General features: G+C 63.7%; 11 protein-coding genes. 7 read left to right on the top strand and 4 right to left on the bottom strand.

What is annotated here, in order from left to right; all coding sequences use genetic code 11:
• Positions 1–33: 33 nt before the first annotated feature.
• From ATN37_RS10755 to ATN37_RS32490, 3 genes are all read right to left on the bottom strand, one after another.
• Positions 34–690, bottom strand: a complete 657-nt coding sequence (locus tag ATN37_RS10755) for a DUF3105 domain-containing protein (RefSeq protein WP_003942235.1) — start codon at positions 688–690, stop codon at positions 34–36.
• A 48-nt stretch (positions 691–738) separates the two neighbouring features.
• On the bottom strand, positions 739–1170 hold the full coding sequence (locus ATN37_RS32495) for a hypothetical protein (RefSeq protein ID WP_256933203.1): 432 nt from the start codon (positions 1168–1170) through the stop codon (positions 739–741).
• A 137-nt stretch (positions 1171–1307) separates the two neighbouring features.
• Positions 1308–1598 carry a hypothetical protein gene (locus tag ATN37_RS32490; RefSeq protein WP_256933202.1) on the bottom strand — a complete coding sequence of 97 codons (291 nt, stop codon included), beginning with the start codon at positions 1596–1598 and terminating at the stop codon, positions 1308–1310.
• A 200-nt stretch (positions 1599–1798) separates the two neighbouring features.
• On the opposite strand from ATN37_RS32490, the gene ATN37_RS10745 reads away from it, so the two are divergent.
• Positions 1799–2197 (top strand): DUF1801 domain-containing protein, encoded by a 399-nt coding sequence (locus tag ATN37_RS10745; RefSeq protein ID WP_209921170.1) that lies wholly within the window; start codon positions 1799–1801, stop codon positions 2195–2197.
• A gap of 7 nt (positions 2198–2204) precedes the next feature.
• Here ATN37_RS10745 and ATN37_RS10740 read toward each other — a convergent pair whose 3' ends face one another.
• Positions 2205–3362, bottom strand: coding sequence for an isochorismate synthase MenF (locus ATN37_RS10740; protein ID WP_218695098.1), 1158 nt, complete (start codon positions 3360–3362; stop codon positions 2205–2207).
• A gap of 199 nt (positions 3363–3561) precedes the next feature.
• Here ATN37_RS10740 and ATN37_RS10735 point away from each other — a divergent pair, with 199 nt between their 5' ends.
• From ATN37_RS10735 to ATN37_RS10710, 6 genes are all read left to right on the top strand, one after another.
• Positions 3562–3792: a phosphopantetheine-binding protein gene (locus ATN37_RS10735; protein ID WP_003942230.1), complete on the top strand. Its 231-nt coding sequence runs from the start codon at positions 3562–3564 to the stop codon at positions 3790–3792.
• Positions 3780–4580, top strand: coding sequence for a 2,3-dihydro-2,3-dihydroxybenzoate dehydrogenase (locus ATN37_RS10730; RefSeq protein WP_003942103.1), 801 nt, complete (start codon positions 3780–3782; stop codon positions 4578–4580). The genes ATN37_RS10735 and ATN37_RS10730 overlap by 13 nt, the downstream gene beginning before the upstream one ends.
• 41 nt (positions 4581–4621) lie before the next feature.
• On the top strand, positions 4622–6286 hold the full coding sequence (locus tag ATN37_RS10725) for a (2,3-dihydroxybenzoyl)adenylate synthase (RefSeq protein ID WP_218695097.1): 1665 nt from the start codon (positions 4622–4624) through the stop codon (positions 6284–6286).
• A 36-nt stretch (positions 6287–6322) separates the two neighbouring features.
• On the top strand, positions 6323–6970 hold the full coding sequence (locus ATN37_RS10720; RefSeq protein ID WP_003942132.1) for an isochorismatase family protein: 648 nt from the start codon (positions 6323–6325) through the stop codon (positions 6968–6970).
• Between the two features lie 47 nt (positions 6971–7017).
• On the top strand, positions 7018–7470 hold the full coding sequence (locus tag ATN37_RS10715) for a flavodoxin family protein (protein WP_003942217.1): 453 nt from the start codon (positions 7018–7020) through the stop codon (positions 7468–7470).
• Between the two features lie 207 nt (positions 7471–7677).
• Positions 7678–20139 carry a non-ribosomal peptide synthetase gene (locus ATN37_RS10710; RefSeq protein ID WP_308125203.1) on the top strand — a complete coding sequence of 4154 codons (12462 nt, stop codon included), beginning with the start codon at positions 7678–7680 and terminating at the stop codon, positions 20137–20139.
• Positions 20140–20161 lie beyond the last annotated feature (22 nt).

Below are 20161 nucleotides of genomic sequence, written 5' to 3'. Positions count from 1 at the left end.
TGTCTACGCCGCGAAGCGGGGCCTGCTGAGACGCTACCGCTCCGGAACGGTTGTGGGAGATGACGGATCCGGAGTGGTGGGGTCGAATGGCGGCGGGTTGTTCGGGTCGAAGCTCGTCACCGGCACCGAACAGGTCGCGCCCACTTCGGGATACGTGTTCGGGTTGACGCGCAGAGCCGAGACGAACTGATCGATGCGCGCGTCCGCGGCGTTGTCGAGCTTGAGCTGACGGCCCCACGACTGCAGCGAGATCGGCGAATCCAGGGTCGGATACGGCGACATCAACGTGTAGCTCATGCCCTCGACTCGCTGTGCCAAGCGAGCCTGATCCTCGCTCGAGACGAGGTCGGGGTTGTACGTGATCCACACGGCCCCGTGCTCGAGAGAATGGACCGCATTCTCGGTCCGAATCGCTTGTGGATAAACAACTCCGGTGCAGTTTGCCCAGACCGAGTCATGACGGCCTCCGAAGGGCGGTGAATATGTGTACGCCACGCGTTCGTTCGGGCGTACGTGTTGGGCTGCTGGGTAGTCGACCGTGACAACTCCGTCGATGGCTTCGGACGGATCCGGGTTGTCGATGCTCGGAACAAACGCATCCGGGCGCGGTGATCCTTCGAGGGAATTCGCACACGAAGCCAGTGCGAGAACTGCCGAGACCACCACTGTCGCTCGAAGTTGTTTGTTCACTCGGCCATGATAGCGGCGCCTGTCCGCTTTCCCGGGGACGCGAATCGACTACGACCCGAGAGAGCCGCTCGCTCCGCCCGACAGTGCGATGTCGCTGGCGCCGCGAAGAATTCGGATTGGTGGTAATGGCCCTCGGTATGCCTCGGAGCCACTGATCAGATCACCGGCAGCGTCGAACGCGATCGCCTCACCTTGTGGCTCGTCGGGAAGGGGGACGCGAATCGGGTTGGTGTTCAACGCTTTCACGATATCGCCGTCGGGAGCTGCGTACAGGTAAGCGTCGGTATACGTGCGGAGCGCTACCACCGTGCCGTCCTTGCTCACGGCGCCGCCGGTGACAGCCATCGTGCCGGCGTGGGGGACGGGCCCACCGGGTGTGAGGGTGGGAGTAAATCTGAGCTGACCTACTTTGGCCAACATGGTCGGCGAGCCCGTACTCAGATCCTGAACCTGCTGTCGCTCAGCGGTTGTGTAGACCACGCTTGCACCTAGGTAGTCCTTGGTGACGATGACGGGAACCCCGTCGCTCTGGATCAGTAGTGTCTCGGCGTCGTGCGCGCCGTCGGGATAGACCAGGGGGTAGGAGGTCGCCGCACCTGAAGCCGGATCGAGGTCGATCAGCCCGACCGACGTTCGTAGCTGATCCAGCGCTGCACGTGGCAGTTCGAATCGAGTTCGGCGACCCGATCGTCGGAGCCGCTGTCGCCGATTGCGTACATCCCGGCCGCGGTGACGGTGAGTCCGGACAGCTCGGAAAGGCCTGCATCGGTGGGTGTGCACAGTACGTCGAAGACGCGGGCCTGTTGCGCCGCCGCAGGAACGGTGTGAACGCCGACAATCGCGGCGGCGAGAACAACCGATCCGGCAGCCCAAGCGACTGAGTGGGTGAGCGGTCGATTCCAGATCACGATGCAGTCCTCCAGGCCGAAGAATCGGGACTTAGTACCCAGAGAATACTGGACGTCCGTCTCACTTTGACCGAAACTGCAAGAAATCGCATCTGCCGAGACGCCGTGATGCGTCAGTGATTCACCGAGTGAATCCGCGTGCAGGAGGGGATACTCGACTCACCGGAGATCGGCGGCGACGAGCAGGAAGTGACGAAGCGATGGCGAAGAGTGAGTCCGACAAGCAAGGCGCAGATTCCCCGTCTCGGTTGATCGACAAGCGAATCGAGGAACTCGGAGACTGGCGGGGCGAGATGCTCGCCCGGATACGAACTCTGATCAAAGAAGTGGATCCGGATGTGGTGGAGGAATGGAAGTGGCGAGGTGTTCCCGTGTGGTACCACGCCGGAATGATCTGTACCGGTGAGACTTACAAGAGCGCAGTGAAGGTGACCTTTGCCAAAGGCGCATCACTCGACGACGCTTCAGGACTCTTCAACTCCAGCCTCGAGGGCAATACGCGACGGGCGATCGATTTCCACGAGGGCGAAGCCGTCGACGAAAAGGCGTTCAAGGCACTCGTTCACGCCGCGATTGCCCTGAACACCTCGAAGAAGTGACGCCCTGTCAGAGCTGATGTTCAGCGAGGTCGAACGCACTGAGTAGCGTGCGGAATTTTGTACTGGTCTCTCTCAATTCGATTTCCGGGTCGGAAGTAGCGACGATGCCGCCGCCGGCGTAGGCCCGCGCCGAGAGGCCGTCTGCTGCGATCTCGGCGCAACGTATAGCAACCATCCACTCGCCGTCTCCAGTCCGGTCGCACCAGCCCACGGCACCGGCATAGAACCCACGATCGGCTTCGGTTGCGGTGATGTGCTCGCGTGCGGCGACCGTCGGTGTGCCGCAGACAGCGGGAGTCGGATGCAGCGCCATTGCGAGTTCGAGCGAGGTCAGGCTCGGGTCGATCAGGACACCTTCGATCTTGGTCCCGAGATGCCACAGTTGCGGTGTCCGAAGGATTTCCGGTGCGCTGGGTGCATTGAAGGACGTGCACAGTGGTCCGAGTGTCGCGCTGATGGAGTCGACGACAAACGCGTGTTCGGCCAGATCTTTGGTCGACGCGCGGAGTTGCTCGGCATTCGCCTCGTCCTGATCCGAATTCGGATGGCGTGCAATCGAGCCCGCCAGCGGGTGGCAGGTGACGACGCCGCCTCGCCTTTCGATCAGAACCTCGGGCGTCGAACCGACCAGCGAACGCCCGCGGTACTTTCCTCCGGCGGGGGACAGGTCGACGCAGAAACCGTTGTGCGCGTGATCGAGTGCAATCAGTTTCTCGGCCAGAGCGGCGGGGAAGATCGTGGACTCGGCCTCGATGGTCAGGGAGCGTGCGAGGACAACTTTGTCGAGTTCGCCTGCTCGAAGTCGTTCGATGGCTCCGCGGACCCTGTCGGTGTGGATCTGCGGGCTGGGTTCGAATCCGGCTACCCGCGAAGTGGGTAATGACGGGATGTTCGAGTGATATAGATCACCGCGGACTCGTGTGAAACTTAGTGGCGCGGTGAGGGCGGACGGCGTCTCCGGGGAGAACGGCAGGGCGCCGACGACCGAGTCGATGCGCCCGGTCTTGAGGGCTTCGGCAGCGTCGAAGGCCGAGTCGAATTCTTCGACTACTCCCGAAGTGCGGATCGACGTTTGCCTACGTGAGAGCAGGAAAACGGAGTCCGTTTCATCGTCAGTCCGGTTGTTGCGCAACGGGAATTCGGAGACTTCGGCGAGTGCTGACATGGACACCCTTCCAGTTCGACAGATTGCTTGTTATGTTGAGGCTAGCCTTAGTTTGGGTGAATTTGTGTTGCGACCGTCCGGGTTGTGTACTTCCGTACCGTTATGGTTAGGCTGGCCTAAAGTCAAGGCGTGCGGACGGGGTCGACACGAGGTTGGGTTGGCTCGATCTGAGCGCGTCGACCACTACTCGAGGAGACCGATGAGCAACACCGTGGACCGTGACCAGATCGTGCGCGACGTCGCCGAGGTTCTGTCGATGAGGGCAGAACAACTCGGCGACGACGCGGACCTGGGTGACGAAGGCCTTGACTCGGTTCGCTTGATGACGCTCGTCGAACGGTGGCGGGGAGCGGGCGCGGATGCCGACTTCGCGGAGTTGGCAGAAGAGCCCACGATCAATGCCTGGGTTCAGGTCCTGTGCCCGCAGTGAGCGAGCGCCGAATCGCCGTGGTCACCGGTGCTGCGGCGGGGATCGGCGCCGCAGTAGCCCGTACGCTTGCGCGCGACGGGTATTCGCTGGCGTTGCTCGATCGCGACGACGTCGAATTGAAGCGGGTAACTGCGGAATTGGCAGAAACAATCGTCGAAGGCGCCGATATCGAGAGTCACGTCGTGGACGTGACCGATCGGCAGGCAGTCGACGCTGCAGTGGCCTCGACGATGGACACGTTCGGCCGGATCGACGCGCTCGCGCACGTCGCCGGAATTCTCGACACCGGATCGGTGCTGGACTCCGATCCGGACCAGTGGCGGAAGATATTCGGCGTCAACGTCTTCGGATTGCTGAACGTGCTGCAAAGCGTGGGACTGGAAATGCGTCGCCGTCGGGCCGGGGCGATCGTGGTCGTCTCGTCGAACGCGGCCGGTGTCCCACGTATCGGGATGGGTGCTTACGGTTCGTCCAAAGCTGCTGCCACCATGTTGGTTCGAACCGCTGGACTGGAGCTGGCTACTGACGGCATTCGTGTCAACGTGGTCGCTCCGGGATCCACCGACACAGCGATGCAGCGGTCACTGTGGTCGGACCCTTCCGACGATTCGGGTGCCGACGCGGTCATCGAAGGCAATCTGGCGAGCTATCGCCTGGGTATTCCGCTCGGAAAACTGGCCACCGCAGACGATATCGCGGACTCGGTGCACTTCCTGCTGTCCGACCGGGCGGCCCACATCACCATGCAGGCGCTGTACGTCGACGGTGGAGCGACGCTCAAAGCGTGAGACGTATTTGCTGACAGTACTTTCGAACAGGAGTCACTTGCATGACCTCGAGGATCGCTCGCGAGCCCTTGGCACCCGTCGCACAGTATCCACCCGATTTGGTGACGTATTATCGGGAACGAGGCTATTGGACTGACGAGACGCTGGCCGGATTCGTCACGGCCGCGGCCGCACGGCATCCCGACAACGAAGCGGTGGTCGGCAGCGGTGCCTCTGGCACACAGACACGGCTGACATATTCCGACCTCGATCGTCGCAGCTCGGCCGTGGCCGGAGGCCTGTCCGGCTTGGGTGTTCGCGCCGGTGACCGGGTGCTTCTGCAGCTGCCGAACATCGTGGAATACGTCGAAGCATTGTTCGGTGTGTTGAAGCTCGGCGCCCTGCCGGTATTCGGGTTGCCGGCGCATCGCCGAACCGAAATCGGATACTTCTGCCAGTTCGCTGATGTCGCTGCCTATATCGTCGCTGACCGTCATGGCGGGTTCGACTACCGCGCGCTGGCGCGTGAGGTGAACGAAGGCCTCGAGACTCCGCCTGTTGTGATCGTGGCCGGTGACCCCGAAGAGTTTGTCGGTTTCGATTCGCTGCGCGGATACGAGGTTCCCGTTCTTGCCGACGTCGATCCGTTGTCGGTCGCCTTTCTTCAGCTTTCCGGTGGCACGACCGGTGTTCCGAAGCTGATTCCGCGAACGCACGCCGACTACCTCTACTCGGTGCGAGCGTCCAACCCGATCTGCGGCGTCGACGACTCGACGCGCATGTTGGTGGTTCTCCCTGCAGCGCATAATTTTCCGATGAGTTCGCCGGGCATCCTGGGTGTTCTCCACGCCGGCGGCTCCGTGGTTCTGGCGCCGGACACCATGCCCTCCACAGCTTTCGGTCTGATCGAATCAGAGCGAGTCACGCACGCTTCCTTGGTCCCACCGATCGCGTTGGCCTGGATGGCCGCCCCCAGTAAGGCAGATCACGATCTGTCGAGCTTGCGGGTTCTCGGCGTCGGCGGAGCGAAGTTCAGCGCCGAAGCCGCTGCACGCGTACCCACGGAGCTGGGCTGCACCCTCCAGCAGGTGTTCGGGATGGCCGAGGGGCTGGTCAACTACACCCGCCTCGACGACACGCAAGAATTGATCGTCAGCACTCAGGGCCGGCCCATTTCACCCGACGACGAGGTTCGTGTGGTCGACGACGAAGGCGCGCTCGTCGCGCCCGGAACCACGGGGCACTTACTGACTCGGGGTCCGTATACGATCCGTGGCTATTACCGGGCGGATGCGCACAATGCCGAGGTCTTCGACGCCGAAGGTTTCTATCGCACCGGCGATCTGGTCAGCGTCACCGATTCAGGACATCTGATAGTCGAGGGGCGCGCAAAAGACCAGATCAACCGCGGCGGTGAGAAGGTTGCGGCCGAGGAGATCGAGAACCACCTGCTCTCGCATCCGGCTGTCCACGATGCGGCCGTCGTCGCCGTTCCCGACGAGTACCTGGGCGAACGAACCTGTGCTGTTCTGGTGATTTCCGGAGATGCCCCGACCGTCGGCGAGATCAAGCGATACATACGAGGCCGAGGCGTTGCGGCGTACAAGGTTCCGGATCGAGTGGAGTTCGTGACCGAGTTCCCCGTCACCGGCGTCGGAAAGACCAGCAAGGCGGCCTTGCGCCGTGTTCTCAGCGAATCGATTGCCGCACAGACTCTGTCGAGTTGATCGGTTCCCACCCCCACATTTTCGAGGAGATTCATCATGGCGCTACCCACAGCAGTGCGATACGAGATGCCCACCGAGTTTCCGCAAAATCGGGTCGACTGGACTCTCGATCCTTCCCGAGCGGTGTTGCTTCTGCACGACATGCAGGAATATTTCGTGAACGCGTACGACCGAAGCGTCGACCCGCTCCAAACCGTGGTTCCGAACATCGACCGGCTTCGTTCGTCGGCGCGAGCTGCCGGAATCCCGATCGTCTACACCGCGCAACCCGGTGATCAGGATCCCGAGGAGCGTGCGTTGCTGTCGGATTTCTGGGGACCGGGTCTGAAGGCAGATCCCGCTCACACCGACGTGATCGCCGAGTTGGCTCCGCATTCGGACGACGTGATGCTCACAAAATGGCGCTACAGCGCCTTCATCAAGACGGATCTGCGTGAGCGGCTGCGCGAGAGTGGGCGTGACCAGCTGATCATCACCGGAATCTATGCCCACATCGGTTGCCTGACTACCGCTTTGGACGGGTTCATGCAAGACGTGCAGATCTTCTTCGTGGGCGACGCGGTAGCCGACTTCTCCCTGGACGAGCATGTCGGTGCGCTCGAGTACGCGGCCGGGCGCTGCGCCTCGGTCACCCGAACCGACGACCTGGTCAAGGCGATGAGCGCGGAAACCGTTTCGGCGTAGGCGTGAACGGCGACGGGTGCGCCACCCGTCGCCGTATTGTCAGATGTGTGAAGACTCTGTTGGTGGTTCACCACTCGCCCTCGCCGACAACCCACGAATTGTTGGATGCAGTCCTGGCCGGGGCTCGCGATCCCGAGATCGAGGGCGTCGAGGTGAAGGTGATGCCGGCGTTGGCGGCGACGGTGCCCGACGTCCTCGCTGCTGACGGCTATCTTTTCGGAACCACCGCCAATTTCGGTTACATGTCGGGCGCGCTGAAATACTTCTTCGACACCACGTACTACCAATGCCTCGGCGCGGTTTCGGATCGACCGTACGGCCTGTGGGTTCACGGTAACAACGACACTGCCGGTGCAGTGTCCTCGGTGCGCAAACTCGCCACCGGGCTCGGATTGGTCGCGGTGGCGGATCCGCTCGAAGTGACTGTGAGCGTGGACAAATCTGTCCGCGATGGTTGTTATGAACTGGGCGGAACCGTCGCGGCAACGCTGATGGACTAGCCTTCACTTTCTCGTTTCGATTCACGAAAGAGACTGTCCCGCAAGCGGTTGTAGAAGCGCGTGTCCTCTGATTGACGCGTCGGGAGCCGTCGGTTCTCGGGTCACCGGCGAGGCGGATTCCCCGATTCATTGACATTTAGTTTAGGCTACCCAAAACGACGTTAGGTCACCCTTGGGTGACGTGTGTCCACAGACGAGGGGATCAGTGTGAGCGTTCTTCCAGGTTCGAACTCCGGAGCGGCGAGCGAAGCTACGTTTGCTCTCACAGGAGCTCAACTCGGGATTTGGAACGCACAGAGGCTTGATCCCGAATCTCGGAGCTACCTCGTCGGTGAGGTGCTCGAAATCTCGGGCGACGAACCGATCGACACCGAACTGCTGACAGCCGCCATCACGGCGACGATCGGTGAAGCCGAAACCATGCGGCTGCGGATGATCGAGACGGCGGACGGCCCGCGTCAGTACATCTCCGACGAGCCGGTTGGCATCATCCCGATCACCGACGTCCGTGACGAGCGCGATCCCGTAGCCGTGGCGCACGCACTGGTCGACGCCGAGCGCAGCCGGGCGTCCGAGTACTGCCGCCTGATGGTGGAGCGTCCGCTGTACACCTACTCGCTGATCAGGCTCTCCGATCGCGAGATCTGGTGCATTCAGCTCTATCACCACCTGATCGTCGACGGATACAGCGCAGCAATGATTTCGCGCCGAGTCGCCGCGCACTACACGGCCGCGAAGAAGGGAACCGAGGTCGCGCCAACGCGATTCGGTTCTATGACAGATCTGGTCAGCGAGGACGAGGCGTACCGGGCTGGCGAGCAGTTCGCGGAAGATCGTGACTACTGGCGTGATGTCCTGACGCCGTTGCCCGCGTTGGACGGACGCGGCCAGCAGGTCACCGGTCCGGCGGAACGAACGATCCAGGTTCGCGAGGTCATTACCGCCGACGCCCTCAGCTGCCTCAAAGAGGTGGCAGACGCGACGGGAACAACGTGGGCCGAGGCACTGATCGCCTGCTACGGCGCGTTTCTCCACCGACTGCTCGGCGAGACGGATGTTGTCATCGCGATGCCACTCATGGCGCGCGTAGGCCGCACGGCACTCAAGACGCCGGCCATGGCAGTCAACGTTCTGCCTCTCCGGTTGACGATTCGCAGCCACGATCGACTCGGTGACCTGAGCAAGCAGGTGGCCGCCACGATGAAAAGCCTGCGCGCACACCAGCGCTACCGCGGTGAGAATCTTGCTCGGGACCTGGGCGTCGCCGGCACCGGCGCACTGCTTCACGGGATCGGAATCAATCTCAAGGCTTTCGACTTCGCCCTCGATTTCGCCGGCGCTGTGGGTGTACTGCGTAACGTCGCCGGGGGACCGCCGGAGGACCTGGGTTTGACGGTGACGCCCATTGCGGACGGCGAAGTTCTACTCGGATTCGAAGTGGACGCGCGTACCAATACTCGGGAATCGGTTCAGCGTCGCCTCGCCGGTTTCGTCAGCATCGTCAACGCGATGGTCGGGGAGGGAGATCCTGCCGTCGGTCAGGTGGAGATGATGCCTGCGGCCGAAGCCGCGCGGATTCTCGCCGGCCGCGAAACTGCACCGCTGCCCGGCTCGGTCGAACTCGTTCCCGACGTGTTCGACCGCATCGTCGTCGAGCACGCGGATGACACAGTCCTCGTGTGCGGTGACGAAACAGTGACAGGCGAAGAACTCGGTGGCCGCGTCCACAAGCTCGCCCGGTTGCTTCGGGCCCGCGATGTCGGCCCGGACGACATTGTCGGACTTGCGCTTCCGCGTACTTCCGAGATGGTGGTGGCTCTGCTCGCGACATTGAACGCGGGCGCAGCGTACGTGGCCCTGGATCCGCAGCACCCGGCCGAGCGGTTGCGAGATCTGATCGACGATGCGCAGCCGAAGGTCGTGATCACCACTTCCACTCTGGCCGAGCAACTCGTCGGAGGTTTTCGGCCCGACCCCCTCGTCATCGATTCCGACGCAGTCCGCGAAGAACTCCGTGCTAATTCCGAGCTTCCACTCGAACTCGGTGAACTGGCGACAGCACGGCATGGTGATCACCTGGCGTATGTCATCTACACCTCGGGATCGACAGGCAAGCCCAAGGGTGTGCTGGTCAGAGGCGGTGGATTGGCGCACCTGCTTCACCACCATCGCGCCACCATCTACCGGGACACCGCCGAGCGCGTCGGGAACCGCCAACTGCACACCGCGCACACAGCGTCGTTCGCCTTCGATGCGTCTCTCGATCAACTGTTGTGGCTGCTGTGTGGTCATCGTGTGCACGTATACGACGAGGAACTGCAGAAGGACGCGGTTGCTCTGGTCGCGGCGTTCGAGCGAGATCGCGTCGACGTGGTCGACACGACGCCGTCGATGGCGGCAGCGATGGTGGACAACGGGTTGCTGCGTACGCATCGGTTGCAGCTCCTCGTCGTGGGTGGCGAGGCGGCACCGCCCGCACTGTGGGACGCGATCATCGAATCCGGTGTTCCGGCTCGAAACCTGTACGGCCCCACCGAAACGACGGTCGACGCGATCGCGACCACGGTCGAAGGTGCCGGACCGCGTATCGGGTACCCCCTCGCGGGTACCCGTGCGTACCTGCTCGACAGCGCGCTCGAGCCGGTCGCCGACGGTGAACGAGGTGAGCTCTACCTGGCCGGACCGCAATTGGCCAGGGGCTACCTCGGCCGCGCCGGCGCGACCTCCGAGCGTTTTGTCGCAGATCCTTTCGGGGCTCCGGGAGATCTGATGTACCGCGCCGGGGACGTGGCGCGGTGGGTGCCGGGGCGGGGCTACGACTTCATCGGTCGCAGCGACAAGCAGGTGAAGATTCGCGGACATCGAGTCGAGTTGAGCGAGGTCGAGGCTGTTCTCGGATCGGTACCCGGAATCGGCGCCGCTGCCGCGCTGATCCGTACGGATGGGGGACGGCCCAGCCTCGTCGGCTACGTTGTAGCCGCCGCCGGCGCGACGCTTCCGCCGCAGGAAGAATTGCGCCGTGACCTCGCCGGTCGCGTACCGGATCATCTCGTTCCCGCCGCAATCGTCGTTCTGGACGAACTGCCCGTCACGGTGAACGGAAAGCTCGATCGTGCGGCACTACCTGCCCCGGCTGCCGAATCGGAAGGTCGCGCTGCATCCACACCACACGAGGAAATCCTCTGTGACGTGGTGGCCGAGGTGCTCGGCCGCGAACGCGTCGGCGTGGACGAGGATTTCTTCGGCCTCGGTGGTGACAGCATCACGGCAATCAGTGTCAGCAGTCGACTGCGGGTGCGTGGTCTGATCGTTGCTCCCAAAGAACTACTGGCACAGCGAGATCTGGGAACCATCGCCGCTGCGGCGCGTGAGATTGCCGATGACGCCGACGCCGTAGCCTCGGTTGCGGACGTGGCGACCGGCACCGTGATCGCCCCGCCGATCGTTCGAGCACTGATCGACAAGAATCCGACAGACGAGGCAATCGCGGGCTACGCGCAATGGACCGCAGTGCGCATCGACGACAGCCTTTCACTGGGTGACCTGCAGTCCGGCGTGCAGACGATCCTCGATCACCATGACGCTCTACGCCTGCTCCTGCGCCGTGACAACGACAGCGGCACTGCCGAATTGATCGTCCGGGACGCCGGTGCAGTGCGCAGCGAGGGACTCGTTCGCGAGGTGTCCGACACCTCCGAGCCGTCCCGGATCAGAGAGCTCGCGGAGGCGTCGGCGGCGAGTCTCGACCCACGCGCCGGTGAACTCCTGCGAGTCGTACTGGTCAATACCGAGGCCGGTCGACCCGACCAATTGATCGTCGTGGCTCACCATTTGATCGTCGACGGTGTGTCCTGGCGAATTCTGCTTCCAGACCTCCACGAAGCTACCGATGCAGCGCGCGAGCGTAGGTCGGCCCGGTTGGCTGCAGGCGGAAGTTCGTGGCGTCGATACGCAGGGTTGCTCGCGGAATTCGGGGCCTCTGGCAGCAGGGCGTCAGAGCTCGAGTACTGGAAGTCCGCGTCGGTACAGGCGGACGACGAGCCGATCGGCAGTCGTCGTCTCGACCCGAAGATCGACGTGACCGCAACCGCCTCTCGCACGACAACCATTGCGCCCCCGGCCGTCACCGACGCGCTGTTGACCACGCTTCCGGCGGCGTATCGAGCCAAGGCCGACGAAGTGCTTCTCTCGGGTTTGATGCTTGCCTTGCGCTCATGGCAGCACGGCCGCGGCCTCATCGGGCTGCCCGCGCAGACAGTTACCGTCGAAGGTCATGGCCGCGACGCGCTCACCAGCGACACCGACTTCGCCGGAACCATCGGGTGGTTCACCAGTGAGTTCCCCGTCCGGGTTCCCACCGATGCACTGCTCACCGCAGACGATCTTGCCGACGCACTGAGCGGCGGAGCAGCTGCGGGGCATCTCCTTCGTGCGGTGAAGGAGGCAAAACGCGCCGTACCCGGAGGCGGAGTCGGCTATGGAGTTCTGCGGCATCTGGATCCCGACACCGCACCTGACCTTTCCGCGTGCGCTACACCCGAACTGCTGCTCAACTATCTGGGCCGCTTCCCGTCCTTGCCCGGAACCGGATGGCGATTGCCGGAGCAGGATCCATTCGCGGTCATCGAGCCGGCGACGAAGGTTATGTCGGAAGTGCTGGCGCTCAACGCATTTGTCCGAGAGGACGACTCGACGACGCTGGCAGTCGAATGGACTGCGGCGGGTTCAGTGCTCGACGGCGCGACGATCGTCGAGCTGCAAGAGCATTGGGAACGTGCGCTCGCTGCCCTGACCGCGCATGCCGCGCTCTTCGAGGGTGGTTTGACGCCTTCCGATTGCTCGGCGACGATCTTCGGCCAGGGCGCGGTGGTCGATCAGGCAGGGATCAACGAACTCGAAGCCGTCCACGGACCGCTTGCCGACGTCCTTCCGCTCTCGCCGCTACAAGAAGGTCTCCTGTTCCATGCGGTCCGTGACGGAGTCGCAGACGTCTACACGCTCACTGCACGCTTCGACCTCTCCGGGCCACTGGACGAGGCGAAGTTGGCCGACGCGTTCGAGACCGTGATCGACAGGCACCCGAACCTTCGCGCAGCTTTTCACTACGAGCAGTTCGAACGGCCCGTTCAGATCATTCCGCGCGGCGCAAAAGTCGAGTGGCGTTCGGTCGATCTGACCTCCGTTCCAGCTGACACTGCATTCCGCTCTGCAGATCAGCTCGAGGACGAGGCCGCCAAGCATGTCTTCGACGTCAGTACACCGCCTCTGCTGCGTGCACTACTGGTTCGGCTGCCCGGCGGGGTGCACCGTTTGGTCCTCAACGCGCACCACCTGCTCACCGACGGTTGGTCGACTCCGATCGTCCTGCGCGAGCTGATGAACGTCTACCACGACGGCGACAGCCGCCTCCCTGCGCCGACGCCGTATCGCGACTACTTGGCATGGATCGCCGGCCGTGATCAGGACTCTGCCCGCGCAGCGTGGAGCGAGCGTTTGCGTGGGCTCACCGCGCCGACTCTCGTTGCCGATGCCGGAGCGCCGCGAAGTGTGCCCGTCGCGCTCGAGGTTCCTCTCGCGACATCGGACGCCGAAGCGCTGATCGAACTCGGCCGTGCGCGAGCGCTGACGGTCAACACCCTGGTTCAGGGTGCGTGGGCAGCAGCGCTCGCCGAAGCGACAGGACAGTGGGACGTCGTGTTCGGGGCCACGGTGTCCGGCCGACCTGCCGAACTCTCGGGGGTGGAGGGAATGGTCGGGTTGTTCAGCAACACGATTCCGGCCCGCCTCGACATCGTCGCGCACCGGCCTTTGCTCGATCAGTTCGTCGGTCTGCAGAACGCCCAATTCGACATCGTGGACGTCGAACACACCAGTTTGGCCGAGATCGAACGCATCGCCGGAATCGGGCAACTGTTCGACACGCTCCTGGTGTTCGAGAACTTCCCGAACTCCGGTGCGGGACAGCCTGCATCGCACACACTGCGGGTCGAGGGATTCACCAACCGCGGGGTCACACACTATCCGATGACGTTGATGGCGCCGCCGAGCACCGGTCTGGATCTGGTTCTGTACCACGATCCGGCAGTTGTCTCCGACGCCACGGCGCAGCGAATGGTCACACGGCTCGCGGAGATCCTGCGTGGGTTGCTGACCGAACCGACAGCTCCCGCATCCGCGGTGCTCACGGTAGTCCGACAGGCAGCGTCCGTTGCCGTTGCGGTGTCTGCCGCGAAAAATGTCGCTGTCACGAAAAAGGTGGCCGCGCCCGATCCTGCGATCGATGTCGATCCCGCGGTCGTGGATGCAGTGTGCGCCTGTGTCGCAACGGTGTTGGAGATTCCCGACGTCGATCCAGGTGACAATTTCTTCACTCTCGGCGGTCACTCGCTCACTGCGATGCGGTTGGTGGGAAGCCTGCGCAAGCTGGGAATTCGCGTCGTCGTCTCGGATGTCTTCGACACCCCGACCCCCCTCGGTCTTGCCGTGGCCGCACGCGTCGATCGGACGAAGTTCTCGCCGGATTCGGTCGTTGGCGTCGATCGACCCGTCGTGACCGTGGCGACGTTCCGCGCCCCGGCGGTGGCGGGAAATCCTGATCACGAGCGGTACTGGGTTCGCACGCTCGCGGACCTGCCCCTCGAAACGGACCTTCCGTATGACCGCCCGCGCGGCGAAGAGTACCGCCCGCACACCTACCTCCGTCAGCTACGCGATGCCCGGTTCGGTGACGAACCAGGATTCGACGCGGTGCTGTTGGCTGCCGTGGCGGCGACGCTGAACAGCTTCGGCGGTGGTCGGGACCTTGCGGTCGGACTGGTCTCGGAAGGGACTGACACCCTGATTCGGGTCGACCTGTCCGGTCGGCCGAGAATTGCCGATGTCGTTCGGCGAGTCGAAAACGCTGTCACCGAGGCACTTGCGCATTCCGATGTCAGCCTCGACCGAATCGCCGATCTACTCGGGCGTCCGACGAGCAGCCTGTTCGCTGCCCGTGTCGGTCACTCGCCCGGAAAGAGCGTCGACCTCGAATTCGTCCGAACCGCAACAGAACTTCGATTGACGGTTGATGCCGGGCTGTTCGACGCCGCGACTGCGGACGCATTGCTCGACGGTGTGATCGCGGTCCTCGGTCACGAAATCAGCACTGTCGTCGCGGATCTGCGACTGGCGGAAAACAAGCCGGATCGCGACCCGGGCCGACGCGCGACGCCGCCGTCGGGGATCTCGCAGTTGTTCGCTCGACACGTCAGCCGCCACCCCGACGACATCGCGGTGATCTCCGGCGAGGTCGGAATTACCTACGGGGAACTGTCGGCGCGCGTCGACGAGCTGGCCCGCGAACTTCTCGCGGTCGGCGCCGGACCCGAGAAGGTAGTCGCCGTCGCGCTGGATCGAAATGCGGATCTGGTGGCCGGACTGCTCGCGGTACTGCGCATCGGCGCTGCGTACCTGCCACTCGACGTCGATTACCCGACTGAGCGGCTCGAGTTCATGATCGAGGACGCGGCTCCGGTGTGTGTCCTGACCAGTATCGACAGCGCCGGGCAACTTCCGTTGACGGTCGCCACGAGTGTCTTCGTGGACGGTGAGTTCACCAACTCGGGTGTCGTGCTTCCTCCGCCGCCCGCGGCGGGTGATCACCTCGCCTACATGATCCACACCTCCGGTTCGACGGGTCGCCCCAAGGGCGTGATGGTCTCGACGGGCAACCTCGCAGCCTTCGCGGACACGGTACTCGAGGATTGCTGGATCAGGCCGGGCGATCGCATCGTCGCGGTGACAACGGTGTCGTTCGACATCGCGGCACTCGAGTTGCTGTGCCCGCTCGCGGCGGGCGCGACTGTCGTGATCGCAGACCGCAGGACGGTTCGCGACCCGGATGCGTTGTCGGCGTTGATCATCGCAAGCGATGCGACAGTGATGCAGGCAACGCCGGCGCTGTGGCGAGTGGTCACCGAACACGAGAACGCAGTCGGACTCGCCATGGTGCGAGCCCTGGTGGGAGGGGAAGCCCTCCCGCAGGATCTGGCCGACGATCTGGTGGCCAACGCTGCTTCGGTCCGGAATGTCTATGGACCCACCGAGGCCACGGTGTGGGCGACATCTTCGGTCATCACGACCGGCGACCGAGTCACTATCGGTCAGCCCTGGACCGATGTGCACGTGCGAATCCTCGACGACGACCTGCGTGAGGTTCCGGAAGGCGTTGCGGGCGAGCTGTATCTGGGCGGTGCGCAGGTGGTCCGCGGATACCTGAACCGCCCCGATCTGACCGTCGCTCGGTTCGTCGCCGATCCTTCTCTGCCGGGGGCACGCCTCTACCGCACCGGCGATCTGGTCCGACGCCGGCGAGGGGTTTTGCACTTCCTTCGTCGTGCTGACGATCAGGTGAAGGTTCGTGGTTTCCGCATCGAGCTCGGCGAGGTCGAAGGCGCGCTCGGATCGGTGGCAGGTGTGTTCCGCGCGGCAGCCACCGTTCGCGTCGATGCGGCGGGTACCGGAAGTCTGCACGGATATGTGGTTCCCGAAGGTGCAACCACGCTCGATTCGGTACTGGTGCGCAAGGAGATTGCGCGGCTCCTACCCGAACACATGGTGCCGCAGACCATCACGGTGCTCGAAGCACTACCACTCACCCTCAACGGGAAGGTGGACCGGAAGGCATTGCCCGACACCGCGCCGGATCGCGTGCAGAGCCCGCTCGTGGCCGTCGATGCGGATCGTCGGGCACGGCTCGAGTCGCTGAGCCCGGGCTGGCAGGACGTGCTGCCACTCGGTCCCTTGCAGGAAGGCATGTACTTCCAGTCGGTTCTCGACGGCGCCGGCGGCACGGATGTCTATCACATGCAGCCGCGATTCGAGTTCTCCGCCGATGCCGCCGTCGACGTTCGCTCAATCCGAGCAGCGGGGGATGCGCTCTTGCGGCGCTATCCGAACCTGCGGGCCGGCTTCACACACGCCGGTTTCGACGCTCCGGTGCAGTTCGTGCCCAGGGCAGCCGAAATGCCTTTCCGCGAAATCGATCTGAGCGCAGTCGCACCCGAGGACTTGGATATCGAGGTCCGCGCCGTCGACGAGGCTGAATTCGGCAGGCTGTTCGACTTGAGTGCGCCGCCACTCATTCGAATGGTGTTGGTCTGGTTGCCAGGTGGGGGAGCGCACCTCGTCTTCACTCAGCACCACCTGCTGACCGACGGTTGGTCGCAGACCTTGATGTACGCGGAGTTGTTTGCGCTCTACGAGTTTGCTCGCACACACGGCACGGACCCGGTTGGACTCGACGGCGCGCTCGACAAGCCTGCGGACTTCCGTGATCACCTGCGATGGATCGCCGAAGCGGATCGCACGGACGCCATCTCGTCCTGGAAGGACTACCTCGCGGATCTCGAGCAACCCACACTCGTGGGTGGTACGGGATCAGGCGGGCGCGCTCCGTTGCCGGTGTTCACCCGGGTTCAGCTCGAACAGAGCATCACCGAGCACGTACGCGAGCTGGCCAGACGTAGCGGAGTGACGCTGTCCACCGTCGTCTCTGCGGCGTGGGGCCTGGCATTGCGCGCCGTGACGGGGCGTGACGACGTGGTCTTCGGATCGACGGTTTCGGGACGTTCACCCGAGGTCGAGGGCGCCGACCGCATGGTGGGCTTGGCGCTCAACACCATTCCCGTGCGTGTCCGGGTCCGGCCAGGCGAGGAGATCTCGGCGTTGCTCGGACGCCTGTTCCGTGAACAAGGTTCGCTGCTGGGGCATCACCATCTCGGGCTCGGCGACGTGCAGCGAAGTGCAGGGTTCGCCACGCTCTTCGACACGCTCTACGTTTTCCGCAACACCCCTCGCGACGAACAGGCACGTCGAGACACGTTCGGTCGCAGTGGAATCGTCGGGTTCGATGCGGTGGACGGCACGCACTATGCGCTCACGCTCGACGTGGATCCGGGTGTCGGGGACGCGGCGATGGCGCTCACACTCGAAAACCGTCCTGACCTGATTCCGCACGACGTGGCTCAGGACATCCTGTCCCGCACCATCACGATTCTCGAAGTGATGGCGAATTCCGATACCGCCACGGTGGCGGACACGGCGGTTCCGCTTTCGCGCACCCCCGCGGAATTCGCTTCGGAGCACGTCGTGATGCCACGGCCGGACCAGGCCGGCGGTAGCGTGGACGCACTACTGCGCGAAAGGGCAGCGGCAACTCCGGACGAGACGGCGCTGGTCTTCGGAGACGTCACACTGAGCGCAGCCGAGATGAACTCTCGGGTGGACAGACTGGCACGGATACTCGCGTCGGCGCTGGGGCAGTCGGTACCAGGCGGGGGACCGACCCGTGTTGTCGCGCTCGCACTTCCGCGTACTGCCGATCACGTCGTCGCAATCTTCGCCGTCATGAGAACCGGAGCGGCCTACCTTCCCTTGGATCTGGCTCACCCGCCGGCACGCCTGCGCGAACTCATCCTCGACAGCGATGCGGCGCTGGTAGTCACCACGACTCAGACGCGTGACCTCGTAGTTCCCGATGGACAGGCATGTCTGGTACTCGACGACCCGGACGTGGCCGGGGTACTCGACGGGCAGTCTTCGGCACCAGTTGTCGACGAGGCTGCGGTCTGCGGGCCGACCTCACCGGACCAGCCTGCCTACGTCATCTACACCTCGGGCAGTACCGGAAAACCCAAGGGCGTCGTGGTGGGTCACCGCGGGTTGACGACGATGTATCACAATCACAAGGCCGAGATATTCACTCCGACCGAAAACAGTGTGGGTGGCCGACGTCTGCGCATCGCGCATACAGTCTCGTTCTCGTTCGACATGTCGTGGGAGGAACTGTTCTGGTTGCTCGCGGGGCACGAAGTTCACGTGATCGACGAGCAGGCGCGACTGGACCCCGCGTCTCTGGTGAAGCATTACCGCGAAGTCGGTATCGACGTCGTGAATGTAACCCCCTCGTATGCCAGGGAACTGATGGCCGCCGGTCTCCTCGACGGTGAGCGGACGCCGGTGTTGGTGATGCTCGGCGGAGAAGCTGTACCTGCCGAGTTGTGGTCGCGATTGCGCGATCAGGACGGTGTCGACGGGTACGACCTTTACGGGCCGACGGAGTTCACGATCAACGCGATGGGATCCCCGGTTCAGGGGAGCGAGACACCCTGCTTGGGTCGTCCGATTCTGAACGCGTCTGCGCGGGTACTCGATTCGGGTCTGCGGGAGGTACCGATCGGAGCGGCGGGCGAGCTGTACATGTCCGGAGACGGAACGGCGATGGGTTACCTTCACCGGACCGCGTTGACCTCCGCTGTGTTCGTTGCTGATCCCTACTCCGTCGGCAAGCGCATGTACCGCACGGGTGACGTTGTACTGCGTCGCCGCGACGGCGAACTCGAATATCTGGGTCGCGCAGACCATCAGGTCAAGATCCGAGGCATTCGGATCGAATTGGGTGAAGTCGAATCCGCGCTGGCGTCGTTGCCGGGAGTGTTGAGAGCGGCAGCGTCAGTCCGTAGCGAAGGCGGTGCGCCGCCGCGACTGGTCGGCTACGTCATCGAAGAACCCGGCGGTGATCCAGTCGATCTGCGAGCTGCGTTGCGGGAACGCGTACCGGCACACCTGGTTCCGTCGGACATCGTCGTCGTGGATTCGATTCCGCTGACGCCCAACGGAAAACTGGACCGCGGTGCGTTGCCGGCACCCCCCGCCCGAGTAGCGGCCCGAGCACCGCGAACCGAGATGGAAAGGCAACTGTGCCAGGTCTTTGCGCGGGTACTCGGCGTCGAGGCAGTCGATCCCGAAGAGAGTTTCTTCGATCTCGGCGGCGACTCGCTTCGAGCAATGCGACTGGTGGGGGAGATGGAGCACGACCTGTCGGTGAGCGTCGGTGTGGCAACGCTGATGGCCCGTCCGACAGTCGCCGAGCTCGCAGCGCACCTTGACGAGTCGGCGTCCGAAATCGATCTGAGTCGCGATCGCCTCCTGACACTGCGAGCCGACGGCAGCGGAGAGCCACTGTTCTGCGTGCATCCGGCCGGTGGATTCGCTTGGCCCTTTGCGCCTTTGACCGGTGTTCTCGAGGCCGACCGTCCACTGTTCGGCCTGCAACTGCCCACAGTTGCCGGTGAGCCACTCGAACCGACGAACGTGGACCAACTGGCAGCGATGTACGTCGACACGATTCGCGGCGTGCAACCGAGCGGGCCGTACCACCTGCTCGGCTACTCGTTCGGTGGCAACGTCGTTGCCGCGATGGCGGCTCAGCTGGTCGATATCGGCGAGACAGTGGAGTTCGCCGGTCTGATCGATACTCATCCACTGGGAGATCGTGACGATCGCGGTCGCGACGATGCCGACGACCGAGATCTGGCCGCCGCCCTGCCACCCGAGATCCTCACTCAGGCACCGGGACTGGTCGAGGCTGTTCGGGCGGGTTTTGATGCCACTCGTTTGCTCGTGGCCCGCTCGACCGACACAACCTACGACGGACCGGTTACTCTGATCACCGCCGACGCCGAGGCGTCCGGACAGCTGCTGGCCGATCGCTGGCGCAGAGTCCGCGGGGACCGGGACATGGCAGTACACCATCTGCCGTACGACCACGCCGGATTGGTGACCCCAGCCGGGTGGGCGGCAATTGCCCCGCTGCTCGACAGCCATTTGTCGAAACGCACGGCCACATAGTTCGAAAACCACACAGTTGAAA

It is taken from the genome of Rhodococcus sp. MH15, assembly GCF_019266045.1.
In the GTDB taxonomy this organism is placed as follows: Bacteria; Actinomycetota; Actinomycetes; order Mycobacteriales; family Mycobacteriaceae; genus Rhodococcus_F; species Rhodococcus_F qingshengii.
This window is presented reverse-complemented; position numbering and strand designations above follow the sequence as displayed.